We start from the raw sequence: 16,208 nt of genomic DNA, 5'->3' as shown, positions 1-16,208 counted from the left end.
CGCACTGAGGACAAGCCTCGGTAGGGCGTGCATGTATATTAGAATTCTAAAGATAGTCGTTTCACCTTGATCAAAGACATTTCTGGCATTAAACGGAGGAAACTTAACATGCGCAAAACAAAGATCGTCTGTACAATCGGACCTTCCAGCGAGTCGCTGGAAAATACCAAGAAACTGATTCAGGCCGGCATGAACGTCGGCCGTCTCAACTTCTCCCACGGAGACTTCGAGGAGCATGGCAACCGCATCAAGAACATTCGCAAGGCGAATGCCGAACTCGGCACTTCGGTTGCGATCCTGCTGGACACCAAAGGACCGGAGATTCGCCTCGGCAAGCTGAAAGAAGAGCCGATCGAGCTGATCCAAGGGGATGCCATCACGCTTACGACCGAGGAGATTTTGGGTGACCGCACTCGTATTCCGGTTACGTACGGCAATCTTCCTAACGATATTTCGGTTGGTTCCACCGTTCTGATCGACGACGGCTTGATCGGTCTCACGGTCGAATCCGTCGAAGGAAACGAAATCCATTGCCGCATCGTCAACAGCGGCCCGATCAAGAGCAAGAAAGGCGTTAACGTGCCGGGCGTGAAGATTTCCTTACCTGGCATTACCGAGAAGGATGCGGGAGATATCGTGTTCGGCATCGAGCAAGGCATCGACTTTATCGCCGCGTCGTTCGTGCGCAAAGCAAGCGACGTTCTTGAAATTCGCGAGCTGCTCGAGAAACATGGCGCCAGCCATATCCAAATCATCTCCAAGATCGAGAACCAAGAAGGCGTGGACAACCTGGACGAAATTCTGGAAGTGTCCGACGGCCTGATGGTTGCCCGCGGCGACCTCGGCGTAGAGATTCCGGCGGAGGAAGTTCCGCTCGTTCAGAAAATGATGATCAAGAAGTGCAACCGCGTGGGCAAGCCGGTTATTACGGCAACCCAGATGTTGGATTCCATGCAGCGCAACCCTCGTCCGACCCGCGCCGAAGCGAGCGACGTGGCGAATGCCATCTTCGACGGAACGGACGCGATCATGTTGTCCGGCGAGACGGCTGCGGGCAAGTACCCAGTAGAATCCGTTCAGACGATGTCCCGTATCGCCGAACGCGCCGAGAGCGCGCTGGAATACCGCGAGATCTTCACGAAACAAGCGAACGCGCAGCAAGTATCGGTAACGGAAGCGGTCAGCCAATCCGTCGCGAACTCCGCGCTGGACCTGAACGCCAAGGCGATCGTAACCTCGACCCAAAGCGGCTTCACGGCGCGCATGGTGTCGAAGTACCGTCCGAAATCTCCAATCATCGCCGTAACGACAGACGAGCGCGTCATGCGCCGCCTGGCTCTGGGCTGGGGCGTTATTCCGGTGAAGGGCTCTGATGCAGCCACGACGGACGAAATGTTCGAGAACGCGGTCAAGGGCGCAATGGGCACGGGTCTTCTTAGCCTGGGCGACACCATCGTCATTACGGCAGGCGTGCCTGTTGGCCGCGCCGGAACGACGAACCTGATCAAAATTCACCATATCGGCGAATTGCTGGCGCAAGGTCAAGGCATCGGCAGCCAGACGGTGACAGGCAAGCTCGTTGTGGCGCATACGGCGCAAGAAGCGATCGCCAAAACGACGCCTGGAGATATCCTTGTCGCGATCTCCACGGACAAGGAATATATGCCTGCATTCGAGAAAGCAGGCGCTGTCATTACAGAGCAGGGCGGCATCACGAGCCATGCGGCCGTTTGCGGTCTGAACCTTAGCATTCCGGTCATCCTCGGCGTTGCGAACGCGACAGACAACCTGAAGGACGGCATGGAAGTGACGGTTTATGCGGAGACCGGCGTTATTTATTCCGGCCAATCCAAAGTACTGTAATTCAGACATTTAACCCTATACCGACAATGAAGAAGCGATGGTGAATTCACCGTCGCTTTTTTCGCAAAGTACTCAAAAAAAGTGGAGGTAGAGACGAAGATGTTGTCAGTCGCATCATGGCAGCTTCATCCGCTTCGCGTCCGCTACCAGGAGACGGACCAGATGGGCGTCGTGTTTCACGGCAACTATGTAACCTGGTTCGAGATCGGACGTACGGAATGGATACGAAGCGCGGGTTACGATTACAAAACGATCGAAAGCAAAGGGCTGCTGCTCCCAGTCGTTGATTTGAACTGCCGATACGCCTCTCCCGGGCGTTACGACGATATGCTGCTCATCTGCACTAGGGTAGAGGAAAGCTCCGCGCTTCGGGTGACGTTCCAGTCGCAAGTGAGGAAAGTTATCTCGAGCGAGCAGTGGCAGGCTGCCGAAATTCCATTCGGAGACGACTTGCCGGGCGAGCTGCTGGCCGAAGGCGGTACCAAACACGTATGGGTCGGCCCGGATTGGCAGCCGACCCGGGTAAGCAAGGCAATGCCCGAGCTATACGAGTTGCTTGCGCGCAAATAATAGGCAAGTGACGTTCAATTTTTGGCGAAGGGGTGGAATAGGATGTATAAATGGCTGCTTGCCGTATTCCTTATCGTTCCGATCGTAGAGCTGTGGGGCATTCTTCAGGTTGGCGACTGGCTCGGCGGATGGACGACGTTTCTCATTATCTTGGCGATGAGTGCTGCCGGCGCTTATTTTGCAAGGACGGAAGGCCGCAAGGTTTGGTTGGATGCGCAGAGGCAGATGCAGAGCGGGCAGATGCCGGGACTTTCTCTGGTCGACGGCATCTGCGTGCTGCTCGGCGGCTTGCTGCTGCTAACGCCCGGTTTTTTTACCGACATTCTCGGCATCCTTCTGCTCGTTCCGGCGACGCGCCCCCTCTTCCGCAGAATGATCTTGCAGTGGCTGGAGAAACGGATGAGGAACGGCAATTTTACGATTCGCAGATTCTAGTTTTTGAAGTGCAAGATCAGCGCGTTAACGGAAAGTTTACAATTCGTTAATATGCCAATAATAGTCATCTGTCACAATGGGTACGACCATGAATAGCATGAACCCTGTAGGAGGAAGAAGATGACCAAGCAGGTATCTCATTATGTCAACCGAGACTTGAGCTGGATTGAATTTAACCGCAGGGTATTGGAGGAAGCGCAGGATAACCGCAACCCTCTATTGGAGCGCGCGAAGTTTCTGTCGATCGTATCCAGCAATTTGGACGAATTCATGAGCGTACGCGTGGCAGGTATTCAAGACCAGATGAGAGCCGGATTGACGAAGATGGATTTTACGGGCTATACCCCTTCGGGACTTTGGAAACGCTTGATCAAACGGACGACCGGCATGGTCGTCGAGCAGTACCGGACGTACCGCGAAATTTTCCGCGCCTTAGGCAAGGAAGGCATCTGCATTCGCAACTTCGACGAGCTGAACGTGGCGCAGACGAAGGCGGTGTCGGATTATTTCCATGAGATCGTATTCCCCGTACTGACGCCAATGGCCGTCGACCAAAGCCGGCCGTTCCCTCTCGTCCATACCAAAGAGCTTTATTTGGCCGTTCTGCTGCAGAGAGACGGCGCGTCGCCGGAGGAGGAGCCGCTGTTCGCCATCGTCCAGGTTCCGTCGATTCTGTCGAGGTTCGTACCCGTGCCGGGTCGAATCAACAGCAAGAAGCTGGAGTTCGTCCTGCTCGAAGAGCTGATCGAGCAGTTTATTAATACGTTGTTTAACGGCTATACGCCTTTTTCCGTCAACCCGTTCCGGATTACGCGCAACGCGGATCTCACGCTGAACGAAGAAGGCGCGGAAGATCTGCTTGAGGAAATCGAGAAGGAGCTTCGCAGACGCAGGTGGGGAATTCCGGTCCGGCTTGAGGTCGTGAAAGGCATGCATCCTTACGCGCTCGATACGCTGCGCGAAGAATTAGAGATCGAAGATAACTTGTTCGAAATCGACGGACCTCTCGATCTGAGCTTCCTCATGAAGTTCGTGAACAGCTTGCCGGGCTACGACAATCTTCGCTACGAACGGCTGGAGCCCGTCTATCCGCGGGAATTCGACGCGAGCGACGATATGTTCGAGGTCATTCGCGGACGCGACGTGCTTATGTATCATCCTTACGAATCGTTCGAAGCGGTGAACGATTTCGTCGAGCAAGCGGCATACGATCCAGACGTGCTTGCCATCAAAATGACGCTTTACCGGGTGAGCGGGCAGTCCGCGCTCGTGCAGGCGCTTGCGAAGGCAGCGGAATCCGGCAAACAAGTGACGGTCGTCGTGGAGCTGAAGGCCAGATTCGACGAGGAGCGCAATATCGCTTGGGCAAGGCAGCTCGAGAAAGCGGGATGCCATGTCGTCTATGGCCTTGTCGGGCTTAAGACCCACGCCAAAATATTGCTTGTCGTAAGAAGGGAACAGGGCACGCTGCGCCGTTACGTCCATGTGGGCACGGGCAACTACAACGACAGCACGGCGACGCTCTACACGGACATCGGGCTGTTCACCTCGCATCCGATTATCGGAGGGGATGCGTCCGCGCTTTTCAACGAAGTGACCGGCTATTCGTCGCCATACGAATGGAAGGCTTTCGGGGTAGCGCCGACGGATTTGAAGGAAAAGCTGTACCGGTTGATCGACAGGGAGAAACAAAACGCGCTAGCCGGCAAACGCGCGCATATCATCGCGAAGATGAACTCCTTGTCCAATCAAGAGGTTATCGATAAGCTGTACGAGGCATCGCAGGCTGGAGTAAAGATCGAACTGATCGTGCGCGGCGTATGCTGTCTAAGACCAGGAGTCGCGGGCCGCAGCGAAAATATTAAAGTAATAAGCATCGTCGACCGTTATCTCGAACATTCCAGGGTGATGTATTTCTTGAACGGCGGGGCGGAAGAAGTCTACTTGTCCAGCGCGGATTGGATGACCCGCAACCTGACCAAGCGGATCGAGCTTATGTGTCCGGTATACCAGCCCGAGCTGCGAACGATGCTCATCAAAATGCTGAAGCTGAACCTGGAGGATAACGTGAAGTCGAGAGAGCTTAAGCCTAGCGGGCTGTACGAGTCCATAGAGCTGACGAGCAAAGCGCAAAAGCCTTTCCGCAGTCAGTTCGAGGCGAAGCTCATCCCGCTGTGGAAAGGCCATGCTTAGTTCTTTCTGTGATAGAAATCGAGGACGGGCAGCAGACCCCAATTTTTTTTGAAATCGGCCGCGATCTCGTCGACTTCGCGACGCTCGACGGCCATGGAGCCGCGTGGCTGCAACGGACGAAGGAGCAGCTGGCTATCCGTAGCCCGGATAATGAGATGGCCGATGCTTTGCGTCTCTGTGCGGTCCAGTGCGGCAGCAAGCTGAAGCAGCAAGCCAAGCTTGCAGATCAACTCGAGATCGGATTCGCTGACCAGCGTTTTGAACTCGGCGATCTGCGTTTTCGCCCTTCCCTTGCTCTTGAAGGAGGCAATGGCGGCGGTCATAATGATTTGCCGATGCGACAACCCGTTCAAATGGGAATGGATGATCAGATAGAAGGAGTGTCTCGCGTAATCGTAATAGTCGATGGACGCTCCGATTCGATAGAGCTGGCTTGCCGCGTCGAGCAGCATCCAAGCCTCGGACGTCTCTTCACGCGGAAGCAGCGATTCGATCAACTCCATGGCGAGTCTGTTCACCTGCATGACATGTTGTCTGGGCGCTTCGGTGTGAAGGGCGCAGACGTTCTTCAAGCTGAAGCCCAGCGGATCGTCGAGCTTCGGCCGGTTCGGGAACCTTGTTGCATGGAACAAGCCGTCGCGCAAGCCGGCTCCGCAAATGAGATAATAATCCGCCCGGACGGCGCGGAAGATCGCCCGCAGGATGGCGATGCCGGGCACGATGACGTCTGCGCGATCCTTGGACAAGCCGGGCAGCTTCCGCCTGCGGTCGAGCGGAAGCTTGCGCATCGCGTCGAATTGCCCGTCGACCTGTTCCTTCCCGATCGCGTAATTATGCGTCTGCTGGAACGGATAGTCCGTCGAGGCTTGATGGATCTTGCCGAGCGCGCGGACGGTACCGCCGACGCCCACAAGCGGCAACCCGGATGATTCGCGAATCCAGGCATGTCCTTTGATCGCTTCCGCGACGACGGATTCGATTCCTTTTAACGCATCGTCGGACAACCCTTCCTTGGAATCGTATTTTTTGTTCAGGCTCACGCAGCCAAACGGGAAGGAGACGGAAGCGACGATGCTCCGCTCTCGGAATAACGTCAACTCCGTGCTTCCGCCCCCGATATCGACGAGAAAACCTTCCGCGATATTCAAGGAATTGATCATGCCGAGGAATCCGAAGGAAGCTTCGTCCTCCCCGGACAGCAATTCGATCGTCAATCCCGTATCCAGCTTGATGCGATCCATAATGTCCCGGCGGTTGGTTGCGTTGCGCACGGCCGCCGTAGCGACCGCACGGATATGGCCGATGCCGTGATGCGAGCAGATGCGCGTGAAGTGGCGCAGCGTATCGACAAGGCCGGACAACGCCTCTTGCTTCAGTGCGCCCGTCTCGTCGATCTCGCCGCTCAGCCTGGCCGAGCGTTTGCTGCCGTCGACGACGCGATGTCCGCCGTTGTCGGTTCTTTCGTACACGACGAGGCGCACGGAATTGGAGCCGATGTCGATGATTCCGATACGTTGTCCTGTCATGGCGTACCTCCGTTCCGGCAAGCTTGGCGTGCCGATAGTCTTCTGGATATATTAACATATAATTCGCCGCATTTCGAAGTATAATCCCATCCGCAGAGTGGAATAATTAGCTGTCGAGGTTATGTGGAATTTCAAGCGTGATGCGGCTTTGGGATGGTGGCGATTCATTTTATGAATGATGCCGATAAAGCAATTTTATGTCCCATTTTGTTGGCTTCACCGGCAAAATCATTTATGATTAATAGCGATGAAACAGAAAAGTATTCCATTTTGAATTTTAAGCAATTGTAAGTTTTTCACCTTATTATGAGCTTAGAATTCACGGAATGAAACGCGCCCCACCGCCAAGGACGGCGACAGCCGTTTCACCCTTGTCAGTTTACTATTTCGAGTATAAAGGAGAGAGAACGATGACAGCAACCAAAGGTCTGGAAGGCATCGTCGCGGCAGCTTCGTCCATCAGCTCAATCATTGACGGAGTCTTGACCTATCGCGGCATTAATATCGACGATCTTGCAGAGAACGCTTCGTTCGAAGAGGTAGCTTACCTGCTATGGTACGGCAAACTGCCGAACCGTTCCGAGCTAGACACGCTGCAGAAACAGCTGGATGAGTATGCGGCAGTACCAAATGCGGTTCTGGAAGGCATGAAGCTGTATCCGAAGGATACGAATTCGATGGCGGCTCTCCGTACGGCAGTGTCCAGCCTGGCGCTGTACGACCCTGCGGCGAATGACATGACGCCTGAAGCGAATCAACTGAAAGCGATTAAATTGCAGGCCCAGCTGCCTACTGTCATCGCCGCGTTCGCCCGCATTCGCGAAGGCAAGGAGCCGGTCGCGCCGAAGAAAGGCGTATCGATCGCTTATAACTTCCTGTACATGCTGACGGGCAATGAGCCCGCTGACGTTGCTGTTAAGGCTTTGGACCAAGCGCTTGTGCTGCATGCCGATCACGAGCTGAACGCCTCCACGTTCGCGGCTCGCGTAACCGTTGCGACCCTCTCCGACATCTATTCCGGCATCACTTCCGCGATCGGCGCGCTTAAGGGCCCGCTGCACGGCGGCGCGAACGAAGCCGTTATGGTCATGCTGGAAGAGATCGGTTCGTTTGCCGGCGTCGAAGGCTACATAAACAACGCCTTGGCGAACAAACAAAAAATTATGGGCTTCGGACACCGCGTGTACAAGAACGGCGACCCTCGCGCGAAACATCTGCAGAAGATGTCCCACGAGCTGGGCAAGCTGAAAGGCGACATGGAGCTGTACGAAATGTCCGTGAAGATCGAAGAGCTTGTCACCGGCCAAAAAGGCCTCAAGCCGAACGTCGATTTCTATTCCGCTTCCGTATACACGGCGCTTGAAATTCCGCGCGACCTGTTCACGCCGATCTTCGCGATCAGCCGCTTGTCGGGCTGGAGCGCCCATATCCTGGAGCAGTATCAAGACAACCGCTTGATCCGTCCGCGCGCCGATTACGTCGGTCCCGTGAATGCGAAGTACATTCCGATCGAGCAACGCTAATAGCGCATTGCGACTCGAAGAGCGAGAGCAAGCAGCCTGCTTGTTCTCCTTTTCCCTGTTTGTTCTTATCAATCACCCATTCTAGGAGGAATTCATTCATGGCACAGTTCGAAAAATACGCACTTCCAACGGAAGGCGAACAAATTACGATTGACAACGGCGCTTTGCAAGTTCCAAACCAACCTATCATCCCGTTCATCGAGGGCGACGGCACGGGACGCGACATTTGGCGCGCTTCGAAACGCGTGCTTGACGCGGCGGTAGAGAAAGCCTATAGCGGCGAGAAAAAAATCGCTTGGTACGAAGTATTCGCAGGCGAAAAAGCGTTCAACGAATACGGCGAGTGGCTGCCTGCCGATACTTTGACGGCGATCCGCGAATACATCGTTGCGATCAAAGGCCCATTGACTACGCCGATCGGCGGCGGCATCCGTTCCCTGAACGTAGCGCTTCGCCAAGAGCTTGACCTGTACACTTGCCTGCGTCCCGTTCGTTACTTCGACGGCGTGCCTTCCCCGGTTAAACGTCCGGAGCTCGTGAACATGGTCATCTTCCGCGAGAACACAGAAGACATCTACGCTGGAATCGAGTACGCGGAAGGTTCCGCGGAAGTGAAAAAAGTGATCGAATTCCTGCAAAACGAAATGGGCGTGAAGAAAATCCGTTTCCCGGAAACTTCCGGCATCGGCATCAAGCCCGTATCGGCCGAAGGTTCGAAACGTCTTGCGCGCGCCGCGATCGAATACGCAATCAAGCACGGCCGCAAGACGGTTACGCTGGTGCACAAAGGCAACATCATGAAGTTCACGGAAGGCGCGTTCAAAAACTGGGGTTACGAGGTCGCCGAGCAAGAGTTCGCGGAGCAAACGTTCACTTGGGGCCAATATGACCGCATCAAAGAAGCCGAAGGCGTCGACGCGGCTAACAAAGCGCAATCCGAAGCGGAAGCAGCCGGCAAAATCATCGTAAAAGACGCAATCGCGGACATCGCGTTGCAACAAGTTCTTACTCGTCCTACGGACTTCGACGTTATCGCTACGCTGAACCTGAACGGCGACTACCTGTCCGACGCACTGGCTGCGCAAGTAGGCGGCATCGGCATCGCCCCTGGCGCGAACATCAACTACCTGACCGGCCACGCGATCTTCGAAGCGACTCACGGCACGGCTCCGAAGTACGCGGACAAAGACGTTGTAAACCCTGGCTCGGTTATCCTGTCCGGCGTTATGATGCTGGAGCACCTTGGATGGCAGGAAGCGGCCGACCTGATCTACAAAGGCATGGAAACGTCGATCAACAACAAAACGGTTACTTACGACTTCGCGCGTCTGATGGATGGCGCTACTGAAGTGAAGTGCTCCGCGTTCGCCGATCAAATCATCGCAAACATGTAAGCTGAATTCGAACGGAACCCCCATCGCTCGGCTCTGGGAAACATAAACGTATTCGGGAGGGTTATTTCAATGGCAATCAAGCGCAAAAAAATTACGGTAGTAGGCGCAGGCTTCACGGGAGCGACAACCGCACTCATGCTGGCGCAGAAGGAACTGGGCGACATCGTATTGCTTGATATCGCGCCGCTAGAGAACCCGACGAAAGGCAAAGCGCTCGACATGCTGGAAGCTACGCCGGTTATGGGCGTAGACGCGGGCATCGTCGGCACGGCAAGTTACGAGGATTCCAAGGATTCCGACGTGGTCATCATCACGGCCGGCATCGCGCGCAAGCCCGGCATGAGCCGCGACGACCTCGTAAGCACGAACGCGGGCATCGTGAAGTCCGTGTGCGAGAACGTGAAAGCGACTAGCCCTGACGCCTATGTCATCATCCTCAGCAACCCGGTTGACGCGATGACTTACGTGGCGTTCCAGACGCTTGGTTTCCCTAAGAACCGCGTGATCGGCCAATCCGGCGTCCTCGATACCGCACGTTACTGCACGTTCATCGCGCAAGAGCTGAACGTATCGGTTGAAGACGTTCGCGGTTTCGTGCTCGGCGGCCACGGCGACGACATGGTGCCGCTCGTGCGATACTCCAACGTTGCGGGTATCCCGATCGAAAAGCTGATTCCCGCCGATCGGATCGAAGCGATCGTGCAGCGCGCCCGAGTGGGCGGCGGTGAGATCGTGGGCCTGCTCGGCAACGGCAGCGCGTATTACGCTCCCGCGGCATCCCTCGTCCAAATGACGGAAGCGGTGCTGAAGGACAAGAAACGGATCATCCCGGTTATCGCTTACCTGGAGGGCGAATACGGATACGAAAACTTGTTCATGGGCGTGCCTGCCGTTATCGGCGGCGACGGCATCGAGAAGGTCATCGAGCTTGAGCTGACGGATGAAGAGCAAGCCGCGCTGGACAAATCCGCGCAATCCGTTCGCAACGTGATTGGAATCGTACAAGCCGGCTAATCATGCCCGGCGTTTGATATAGCGGCCGCTTGTACGGCCGGTACGGGAGGACCCTGACAGCTGATGCCAGGGTCTTCTTTCTTTTCGAAACAATCGAGTAGGAGGGAAGGGAATGGAACAGGCCAAAACGTTATTGAAACAAATCTACGGCTTCGACAGCTTCCGCAAGGGGCAGGAGGAGATCATATCCGGCATCGTGGAAGGCAGCGACACGCTAGCCATTCTGCCGACGGGGGGTGGCAAGTCCGTCTGTTATCAGCTGCCTGCTTTGTTATTGCCCGGCACGACGCTTGTCATCTCGCCGCTCATCTCCTTAATGAAGGATCAAGTGGACAGTCTCCGCAGACTCGGCGTGTCGGCCGCTTTCCTGAACAGCTCGCTGGGCGCCGCGGAATACAGGGAAGTGCTGCGCAGCGCGATGCAAGGCGAATATAAGCTGCTCTACATCGCGCCCGAGCGGCTGGACTCCGCGATGTTCGGATCGCTCTCGGAGCAGCTTCAGATTCCGCTTATCGCGATCGACGAAGCGCATTGCGTCTCGCAATGGGGACATGACTTCCGTCCGAGCTACAGGCAGCTCGCGGGCTGGATCGGACGAATGCCGAACCGGCCGCTCGTCGCGGCGTTCACCGCGACGGCGACGCCCGAGGTGGCGGACGACATCGAAGCGATGCTTCGGTTGAACCGGCCGCGCCGATACGTCACCGGCTTCGCCAGGCCGAACCTTGCGCTGTCCGTCGTGACGGGCGTGGACAAGAAACGGTTTTTGGCGCAATTCCTGAAGGAGCGCGCGGAGCAGTCCGGCATTATTTATACCGCCACCCGCAAGGAAACGGAAGAGGTGTGCGGCATGCTGCAAGCGAGCGGCATCGAGGCGGGCAAATACCATGGCGGAATGGGCGATGCGGAACGAGCGGAAGCGCAGGAAGCGTTCCGCTTCGACCGAAGCCGGGTGATGGTCGCCACGAACGCGTTCGGCATGGGCATCGACAAACCGAACGTGCGGTTCGTTCTGCATTGGCAAATGCCCGGCGATCTGGAATCGTATTATCAGGAAGCGGGAAGAGCCGGGCGCGACGGGGAAGAGAGCGACTGCATTCTCCTGTTCGAGCCCGCCGATATGCAGGTGCAGCGTTTCTTAATCGAGCAAGGATCCGGTGATACGGAGCGGAAGTCGATTCAGCTGGCCAAGCTGCATCAGATGATGAACTACAGCAGGACGCAGCGCTGCCTGCAGCAATTCATCGTCGATTATTTCGGCGAGACGGATGTCGAGGCATGCGGCAAATGCAGCAGCTGCCTGGATAAGAGCGAGCCTGTCGACCGGACGGAGGAAGCGAAGATGGCGTTATCCTGCGTCGGGCGGATGAAAGGCAGGTTCGGCGTCACGATGGCCGCCAAGGTACTCAAAGGCTCGCGCGACAAACGGCTGCTGGAGTTCGGCTTGGATCGCCTGACGACCTACGGGCTTATGAGCAGGCTTCCGGAGAAGGAGATCGCGGATTGGCTTTATTGGCTCGTCGCCGAAGGTTACATGCGCCTGAGCGAAGGGCAATATCCGACGGTTTCGCTGACGGCGAACGCGCTGCCCGTGCTCGAAGGCAAAGAGGCAATCACGCAGCGTGTACGCGCGTCGGTTCGCCAGGCCGCCGGGAACGCAAGCGGACATGTCTCGCCGCTATTCGATGCCTTGAAGCAGTGGCGGAGAGAAACGGCGTCGCTAGAGGGCGTTCCGCCGTTTATGATTTTTTTCGACGCGACTCTGAAGGAAATCGCGGATGCGCGTCCGATGGACATGGACGAGCTGTTGTCGATCAAAGGAATCGGCGGAGCCAAAGGAGCCAAGTACGGCGCGGCGCTGCTGGACATCGTACAAACGATGTCCGCGGAATCCGGCGATACGCCGCCGACGCCGAGACTTCAAACCGCAAGCCGCGCGCATCGCTCGGTTTCCGCGCAGGCGGGCAGCGGCGAAGAGACTCCAAGCCATCTTCAATCGCTCCAGCTGTTCCGTGAAGGGCTGGAGCCGGCCGAGATCGCGCGCGAGCGGGGCATGAGCCAGGTCACGGTGGAAGGCCACATTATCCGCTGCGCCCAGGAAGGGGAGGAAGTGGACTGGGATCGCATTATCCCGCCCCATCTGGAGGAAGCGATTCTAGCAGCCGTGCGGGAGGCGGGCACAGAGAAGCTGAGGCCGATCAAGGATGCCGCTCCGCCGGAGGTTACGTATTTCGCGATTCATGGCGTGTTGTGCAAGCACGGTTATTGAGTCAGAGCGAGCTGCGAACCGAGCTGAAGCGACTTAAATCGAGTGGACGGTTTGACCGCTCCGCTTGACCGACCGATGGGCGGGCAGAGCGGTCGGGCGTTTCTTTGCAATTTGAAAAATCGTTGGTTTCTGATAAACTAGTGATGATAGTTACCCAGAATCAGGAGGAATATATATGCTGAAAGTGATGTTGTTGCTACATGTCATCGGGGCGGTCGGAATGGGCTTCTATATCGTATTGCCCATCATGCTCGGAAGAGCGTCCAAGCTTGCCGGAATGGGACAATCCGGATTAGCGGAAGGGCTTCTGCCGGCGAACCGGATCGCACAATATTTTTTGGTCCTGCAACTGCTCACGGGCGGTTACTTGATGTCCCAAAACGATTACGCAGTCATCTGGATGATCATTGTTACATTGTTGTTCCTTGGCATCGCAGCCCTTGGAGGCATCGTGACGAAACCGCTTAAGAAAATCGTGGAAGCGATCCAGAACGGGCAAAGCACGGACGCTCATATCAAAAAAGCTAGAGCGCTGAGCCTTATCGTTCTAGTATTGTACATCGTTGTTATTTATTTCATGAAATACCCGATTTACGAGATCGCCTAACCGGTAGGGGTACAAGGGGGAGTCTGTTGTGTCTGATGTTTCACCTCAAATCGTAACGTTCGGCGAATCCATGGCTTTGTTCATGCCGGAGGAGCATAAGTCTATCGAACGCGCCTCCAAGCTGGAGCAAGGATTCGGCGGCGCCGAAAGCAACGTGGCGATCGGCCTCGCCAGGCTCGGCTCGTCCGTGGGTTGGTTCGGGGCGCTTGGCGACGATCCGTTCGGCAAGCTGATCTTGAAGACGCTGCGCGGCGAGGGCGTCGATATATCGCGCGCGAAGCTGAGCGGAGAAGCGCCGACCGGCATGATGTTCCGCGAGCATGTCGCCGGACGGCTGGCTGTCCATTACTTCCGCAAACATTCGGCTGCAAGCCGGATGCGCCCGGAGGATCTCGACGAGAATTACATCCGGGGGGCGAAGCTGCTCCACGTGACGGGCATTACGTGCGCGCTCAGCGAAGATTGCCGGAAGACGGTGCGTCGCGCCGTCGACATCGCGAAGGAGGCGGGCGTGCTCGTCAGCTTCGACCCGAATCTTCGGCTGAAGCTGTGGTCGATCGAAGATGCGCGCGAGACGCTGCTGCCGCTGGCCGAGGACGCGGATTATTTCCTTCCGGGCTGGGACGAGCTTCGCCTGCTGTACGAAAGTAACGATTATAAAGAAGTGAAAGCCAAGCTTTCGGAGCTCAAAGCGATCAGCGTGGTCAAAGGGATGGGCGACGCGACGATCGTGCTCGAGAAGGGCGAAGAAACTTCGGTGCCGTTCTATCCGGCAGAGCAGGTCGTCGATACCGTGGGCGCCGGAGACGGCTTCTGCGCGGGTTTCCTTGCAGGGCTGATGAAAGGCATGTCGCCGGTGGAAGCGGTGCGTCTGGCCAGCATTAACGGCTCCCTGGTCGTCCAAATGCGCGGAGATTGGGAAGCGCTGCCGGAATGGGACGTCGTGGAACAACGGATGTCGGCGAAGGCGTGGGTGGAACGCTAATGACGACGGAGCTTACGGGGGGATCCAAAGGGCAGCGTCGTAGGGAAGCGATCCTGCAGCTGCTGAAGCAGCAAGGGCGCGTTACGATTACGGAGATGGTGGAACGTTTCGGCTGCTCGGAGGCGACCGCACGCAGGGATTTGGAGCAGATGGAAGGCGTATATCCCGTCATTCGGACGATCGGTGGAGCGATGTACGACGGCATGGGCACGATGCGCGAGCTGCCTTTCTCGGAGAAGGAAGGACTTTCGATTCTCGAGAAAGAGAAGATCGCCGCGCTTGCCGCGACGCTTATTCACGAAGGCGACGTTATCGGATTGTCCGGCGGGACGACCAATTTCCTGCTCGCCAAGCTGCTGAAGCTGCGCAAAGGCATTACCGTCGTGACGAATGCCGTCAACATCGCGATGGAGCTGGCAGGCAGCCAGATTCAGGTGGTCGTCACGGGCGGCATTATGCGGCATAACAGCTTCGAGCTGTGTGGGCCGCTCGGCGAAGGCATGATCTCGCAGCTGCATATCGGCAAGATGTTTATCGGCATCGACGGCATCTCCGCCGCAGGCGGCATCTCCAGCTATTCCGAACAGGAAGCGCAAAGCGCCAAAGCGCTGATCAAGCGTTCGCAAGAGACGTATGCCGTCTTTGACCATACGAAGAGCAACCGGAACTCCTTGTTTACAGTGGCTAGCGTAGGTGAGCTGAAGGCGGTCATTACCGATCTGCCCCTCGAAGGCGAACTAGCGCTGGAGCTGGAGCGCCATCAAGTCAAAGTCTACGTGACGGACTAATGTAATACTAATGAACGAATGGAGCTGTTCCTTCCCGATCCGCTCGGATCCGGGAGGAGCGGCTTTTTGTCTTGTCTTCCTCGTCGAACCGCAAGGAAAACAAAACCGCCCATTCCAGGCCGCTTAACGATTCTGGCGCAAAATCCGCGGTTTGGATCCGGTTCGTGCTGGTTGCATGCATGCCCCATACATGAATGGGAGCGTCGGCTTTGAATGTGAGCGGCTCGGCATTATATATGGGGCCGAAAGCCTTCAGCTCCGTGTTCCATGGAATCGTGAACGTCGCCGTCGTGGATCCCGATTTCGTGAGCGTGCCGACTTTTATCGTCGTAAAGTCGCGCTGGCTGCTGATTAAACGTAAGCGTCAAATCCAGCACACTTAAACAAACATGAAAGGAAGCAACGTCAAACAGCCCCTGCCTTTGAGGAAGGGGTAGTACCAGCGTCGCTGTCACCAGGGGCAAAGTAGATGGATAAATATGTTGAATTTGAGAGCTTGGAATTTCGCTATGATTGGAGAAATACCAGCGCAGCTGACGCGCAAACGTATTGAATAACACTATTAATCGTGTCGGATTGTTTACGTCAATGGCTAGGGGGAGGGCGACCTGCCCTTCCGGCTATTGCTCCGAAGCCGGTCCGCCCTCGTCTGGAGCCGCCAAATTCGCGGCATCACAAGTATACTGAAGATTACGCAAAAAAACATAAACGCTTATCCTTGCCAGGGAAGCGTTTATGGTGTGGGCATCCCTATTTAACCCATTCCCAACATTTTTATAATGATAAGTTGATTATTTGAAGGTACATTATTATCTAGCATGACTTATGCAGTTCATTCCAAGTGATGGAAACCGATTAATAGTCATAGAAATGTAAGCTAAAAAACGGAAAACCCCTTGACTTTTGGAAATCACCCCAATAATCGCGAAGAATACCTTTTCTAACGGGTATATCTTTCGAGATAATAGGTGATTTTGGTGAAACAAACCCTTGAAAATCCACGATTTCGTAAGCTTTCACAAGGCGAATGCGCAGGAGCGC

At 55.9% G+C, this 16,208-nt stretch carries 14 protein-coding genes; 12 read left to right on the top strand and 2 right to left on the bottom strand.

Annotated features, from left to right (window positions below; all coding sequences use genetic code 11):
- Nucleotides 1–108 precede the first annotated feature (108 nt).
- The 4 genes from pyk (at nt 109) to ppk1 (ending at nt 5,061) form a co-directional block, all read left to right on the top strand.
- Complete coding sequence (gene pyk, locus RB620_RS23165; protein ID WP_308098518.1) at nt 109–1,863, top strand: pyruvate kinase; 1,755 nt, start codon at nt 109–111, stop codon at nt 1,861–1,863.
- 99 nt (nt 1,864–1,962) lie between these two features.
- A complete protein-coding gene (locus RB620_RS23160) occupies nt 1,963–2,433 on the top strand; it encodes an acyl-CoA thioesterase (RefSeq protein ID WP_308098517.1) in 471 nt (156 codons plus the stop codon).
- Nucleotides 2,434–2,475: 42 nt separating this feature from the next.
- Nucleotides 2,476–2,868 carry an FxsA family protein gene (locus RB620_RS23155; protein WP_308098516.1) on the top strand — a complete coding sequence of 131 codons (393 nt, stop codon included), beginning with the start codon at nt 2,476–2,478 and terminating at the stop codon, nt 2,866–2,868.
- 120 nt (nt 2,869–2,988) lie between these two features.
- On the top strand, nt 2,989–5,061 hold the full coding sequence (gene ppk1 / locus RB620_RS23150) for a polyphosphate kinase 1 (RefSeq protein WP_308098514.1): 2,073 nt from the start codon (nt 2,989–2,991) through the stop codon (nt 5,059–5,061).
- Here the strand turns inward: ppk1 and RB620_RS23145 are convergent.
- Nucleotides 5,058–6,587: a Ppx/GppA phosphatase family protein gene (locus RB620_RS23145; protein ID WP_308098512.1), complete on the bottom strand. Its 1,530-nt coding sequence runs from the start codon at nt 6,585–6,587 to the stop codon at nt 5,058–5,060. The genes ppk1 and RB620_RS23145 overlap by 4 nt on opposite strands.
- Before the next feature lie 410 nt (nt 6,588–6,997).
- Here RB620_RS23145 and citZ point away from each other — a divergent pair, with 410 nt between their 5' ends.
- The 8 genes from citZ to RB620_RS23105 all read left to right on the top strand — a co-directional run bounded on the left by citZ (nt 6,998) and on the right by RB620_RS23105 (nt 15,550).
- Entirely contained in the window at nt 6,998–8,110 is a 1,113-nt protein-coding gene (citZ, locus tag RB620_RS23140) for a citrate synthase (RefSeq protein WP_308098510.1), read from the top strand.
- Between the two features lie 98 nt (nt 8,111–8,208).
- Complete coding sequence (gene icd, locus RB620_RS23135) at nt 8,209–9,504, top strand: NADP-dependent isocitrate dehydrogenase (RefSeq protein WP_308098508.1); 1,296 nt, start codon at nt 8,209–8,211, stop codon at nt 9,502–9,504.
- Nucleotides 9,505–9,573: 69 nt separating this feature from the next.
- Nucleotides 9,574–10,518 carry a malate dehydrogenase gene (gene mdh / locus RB620_RS23130; protein WP_308098506.1) on the top strand — a complete coding sequence of 315 codons (945 nt, stop codon included), beginning with the start codon at nt 9,574–9,576 and terminating at the stop codon, nt 10,516–10,518.
- Between the two features lie 112 nt (nt 10,519–10,630).
- Nucleotides 10,631–12,787: a DNA helicase RecQ gene (gene recQ / locus RB620_RS23125; RefSeq protein WP_308098505.1), complete on the top strand. Its 2,157-nt coding sequence runs from the start codon at nt 10,631–10,633 to the stop codon at nt 12,785–12,787.
- A gap of 175 nt (nt 12,788–12,962) precedes the next feature.
- Nucleotides 12,963–13,394 carry a hypothetical protein gene (locus RB620_RS23120; protein ID WP_308098503.1) on the top strand — a complete coding sequence of 144 codons (432 nt, stop codon included), beginning with the start codon at nt 12,963–12,965 and terminating at the stop codon, nt 13,392–13,394.
- A 28-nt stretch (nt 13,395–13,422) separates the two neighbouring features.
- Nucleotides 13,423–14,379: a sugar kinase gene (locus tag RB620_RS23115; protein WP_308098500.1), complete on the top strand. Its 957-nt coding sequence runs from the start codon at nt 13,423–13,425 to the stop codon at nt 14,377–14,379.
- A complete protein-coding gene (locus RB620_RS23110; protein ID WP_308098628.1) occupies nt 14,379–15,167 on the top strand; it encodes a DeoR/GlpR family DNA-binding transcription regulator in 789 nt (262 codons plus the stop codon). Before RB620_RS23115 ends, RB620_RS23110 begins: the two co-directional genes overlap by 1 nt.
- Nucleotides 15,168–15,376: 209 nt before the next feature.
- Nucleotides 15,377–15,550, top strand: a complete 174-nt coding sequence (locus tag RB620_RS23105; protein ID WP_308098498.1) for a hypothetical protein — start codon at nt 15,377–15,379, stop codon at nt 15,548–15,550.
- A gap of 472 nt (nt 15,551–16,022) precedes the next feature.
- On the opposite strand, the gene RB620_RS23100 is transcribed toward RB620_RS23105, so the two are convergent.
- Nucleotides 16,023–16,208, bottom strand: a 186-nt coding sequence (locus RB620_RS23100; protein WP_308098496.1) for a hypothetical protein, incomplete at its 5' end; no start/stop codon positions are given.

The organism is Paenibacillus sp. LHD-117 (assembly GCF_030929555.1).
GTDB lineage: Bacteria > Bacillota > Bacilli > Paenibacillales > Paenibacillaceae > Pristimantibacillus.
The sequence above is the reverse complement of the archived record's forward strand: the minus strand, read 5'-3'. Positions and strand labels throughout refer to the sequence as shown.

What these genes read in the sequence shown, in the direction of transcription:
- icd (WP_308098508.1), top strand. Translation starts at nt 8,209, where the DNA reads ATGGCACAGTTCGAAAAATACGCACTTCCAACGGAAGGCGAACAAATT.
- RB620_RS23110 (WP_308098628.1), top strand. Translation starts at nt 14,379, where the DNA reads ATGACGACGGAGCTTACGGGGGGATCCAAAGGGCAGCGTCGTAGGGAA.
- mdh (WP_308098506.1), top strand. Translation starts at nt 9,574, where the DNA reads ATGGCAATCAAGCGCAAAAAAATTACGGTAGTAGGCGCAGGCTTCACG.
- recQ (WP_308098505.1), top strand. Translation starts at nt 10,631, where the DNA reads ATGGAACAGGCCAAAACGTTATTGAAACAAATCTACGGCTTCGACAGC.
- RB620_RS23120 (WP_308098503.1), top strand. Translation starts at nt 12,963, where the DNA reads ATGCTGAAAGTGATGTTGTTGCTACATGTCATCGGGGCGGTCGGAATG.
- pyk (WP_308098518.1), top strand. Translation starts at nt 109, where the DNA reads ATGCGCAAAACAAAGATCGTCTGTACAATCGGACCTTCCAGCGAGTCG.
- citZ (WP_308098510.1), top strand. Translation starts at nt 6,998, where the DNA reads ATGACAGCAACCAAAGGTCTGGAAGGCATCGTCGCGGCAGCTTCGTCC.
- RB620_RS23155 (WP_308098516.1), top strand. Translation starts at nt 2,476, where the DNA reads ATGTATAAATGGCTGCTTGCCGTATTCCTTATCGTTCCGATCGTAGAG.
- RB620_RS23145 (WP_308098512.1), bottom strand. Translation starts at nt 6,587, where the DNA reads ATGACAGGACAACGTATCGGAATCATCGACATCGGCTCCAATTCCGTG.
- ppk1 (WP_308098514.1), top strand. Translation starts at nt 2,989, where the DNA reads ATGACCAAGCAGGTATCTCATTATGTCAACCGAGACTTGAGCTGGATT.
- RB620_RS23160 (WP_308098517.1), top strand. Translation starts at nt 1,963, where the DNA reads ATGTTGTCAGTCGCATCATGGCAGCTTCATCCGCTTCGCGTCCGCTAC.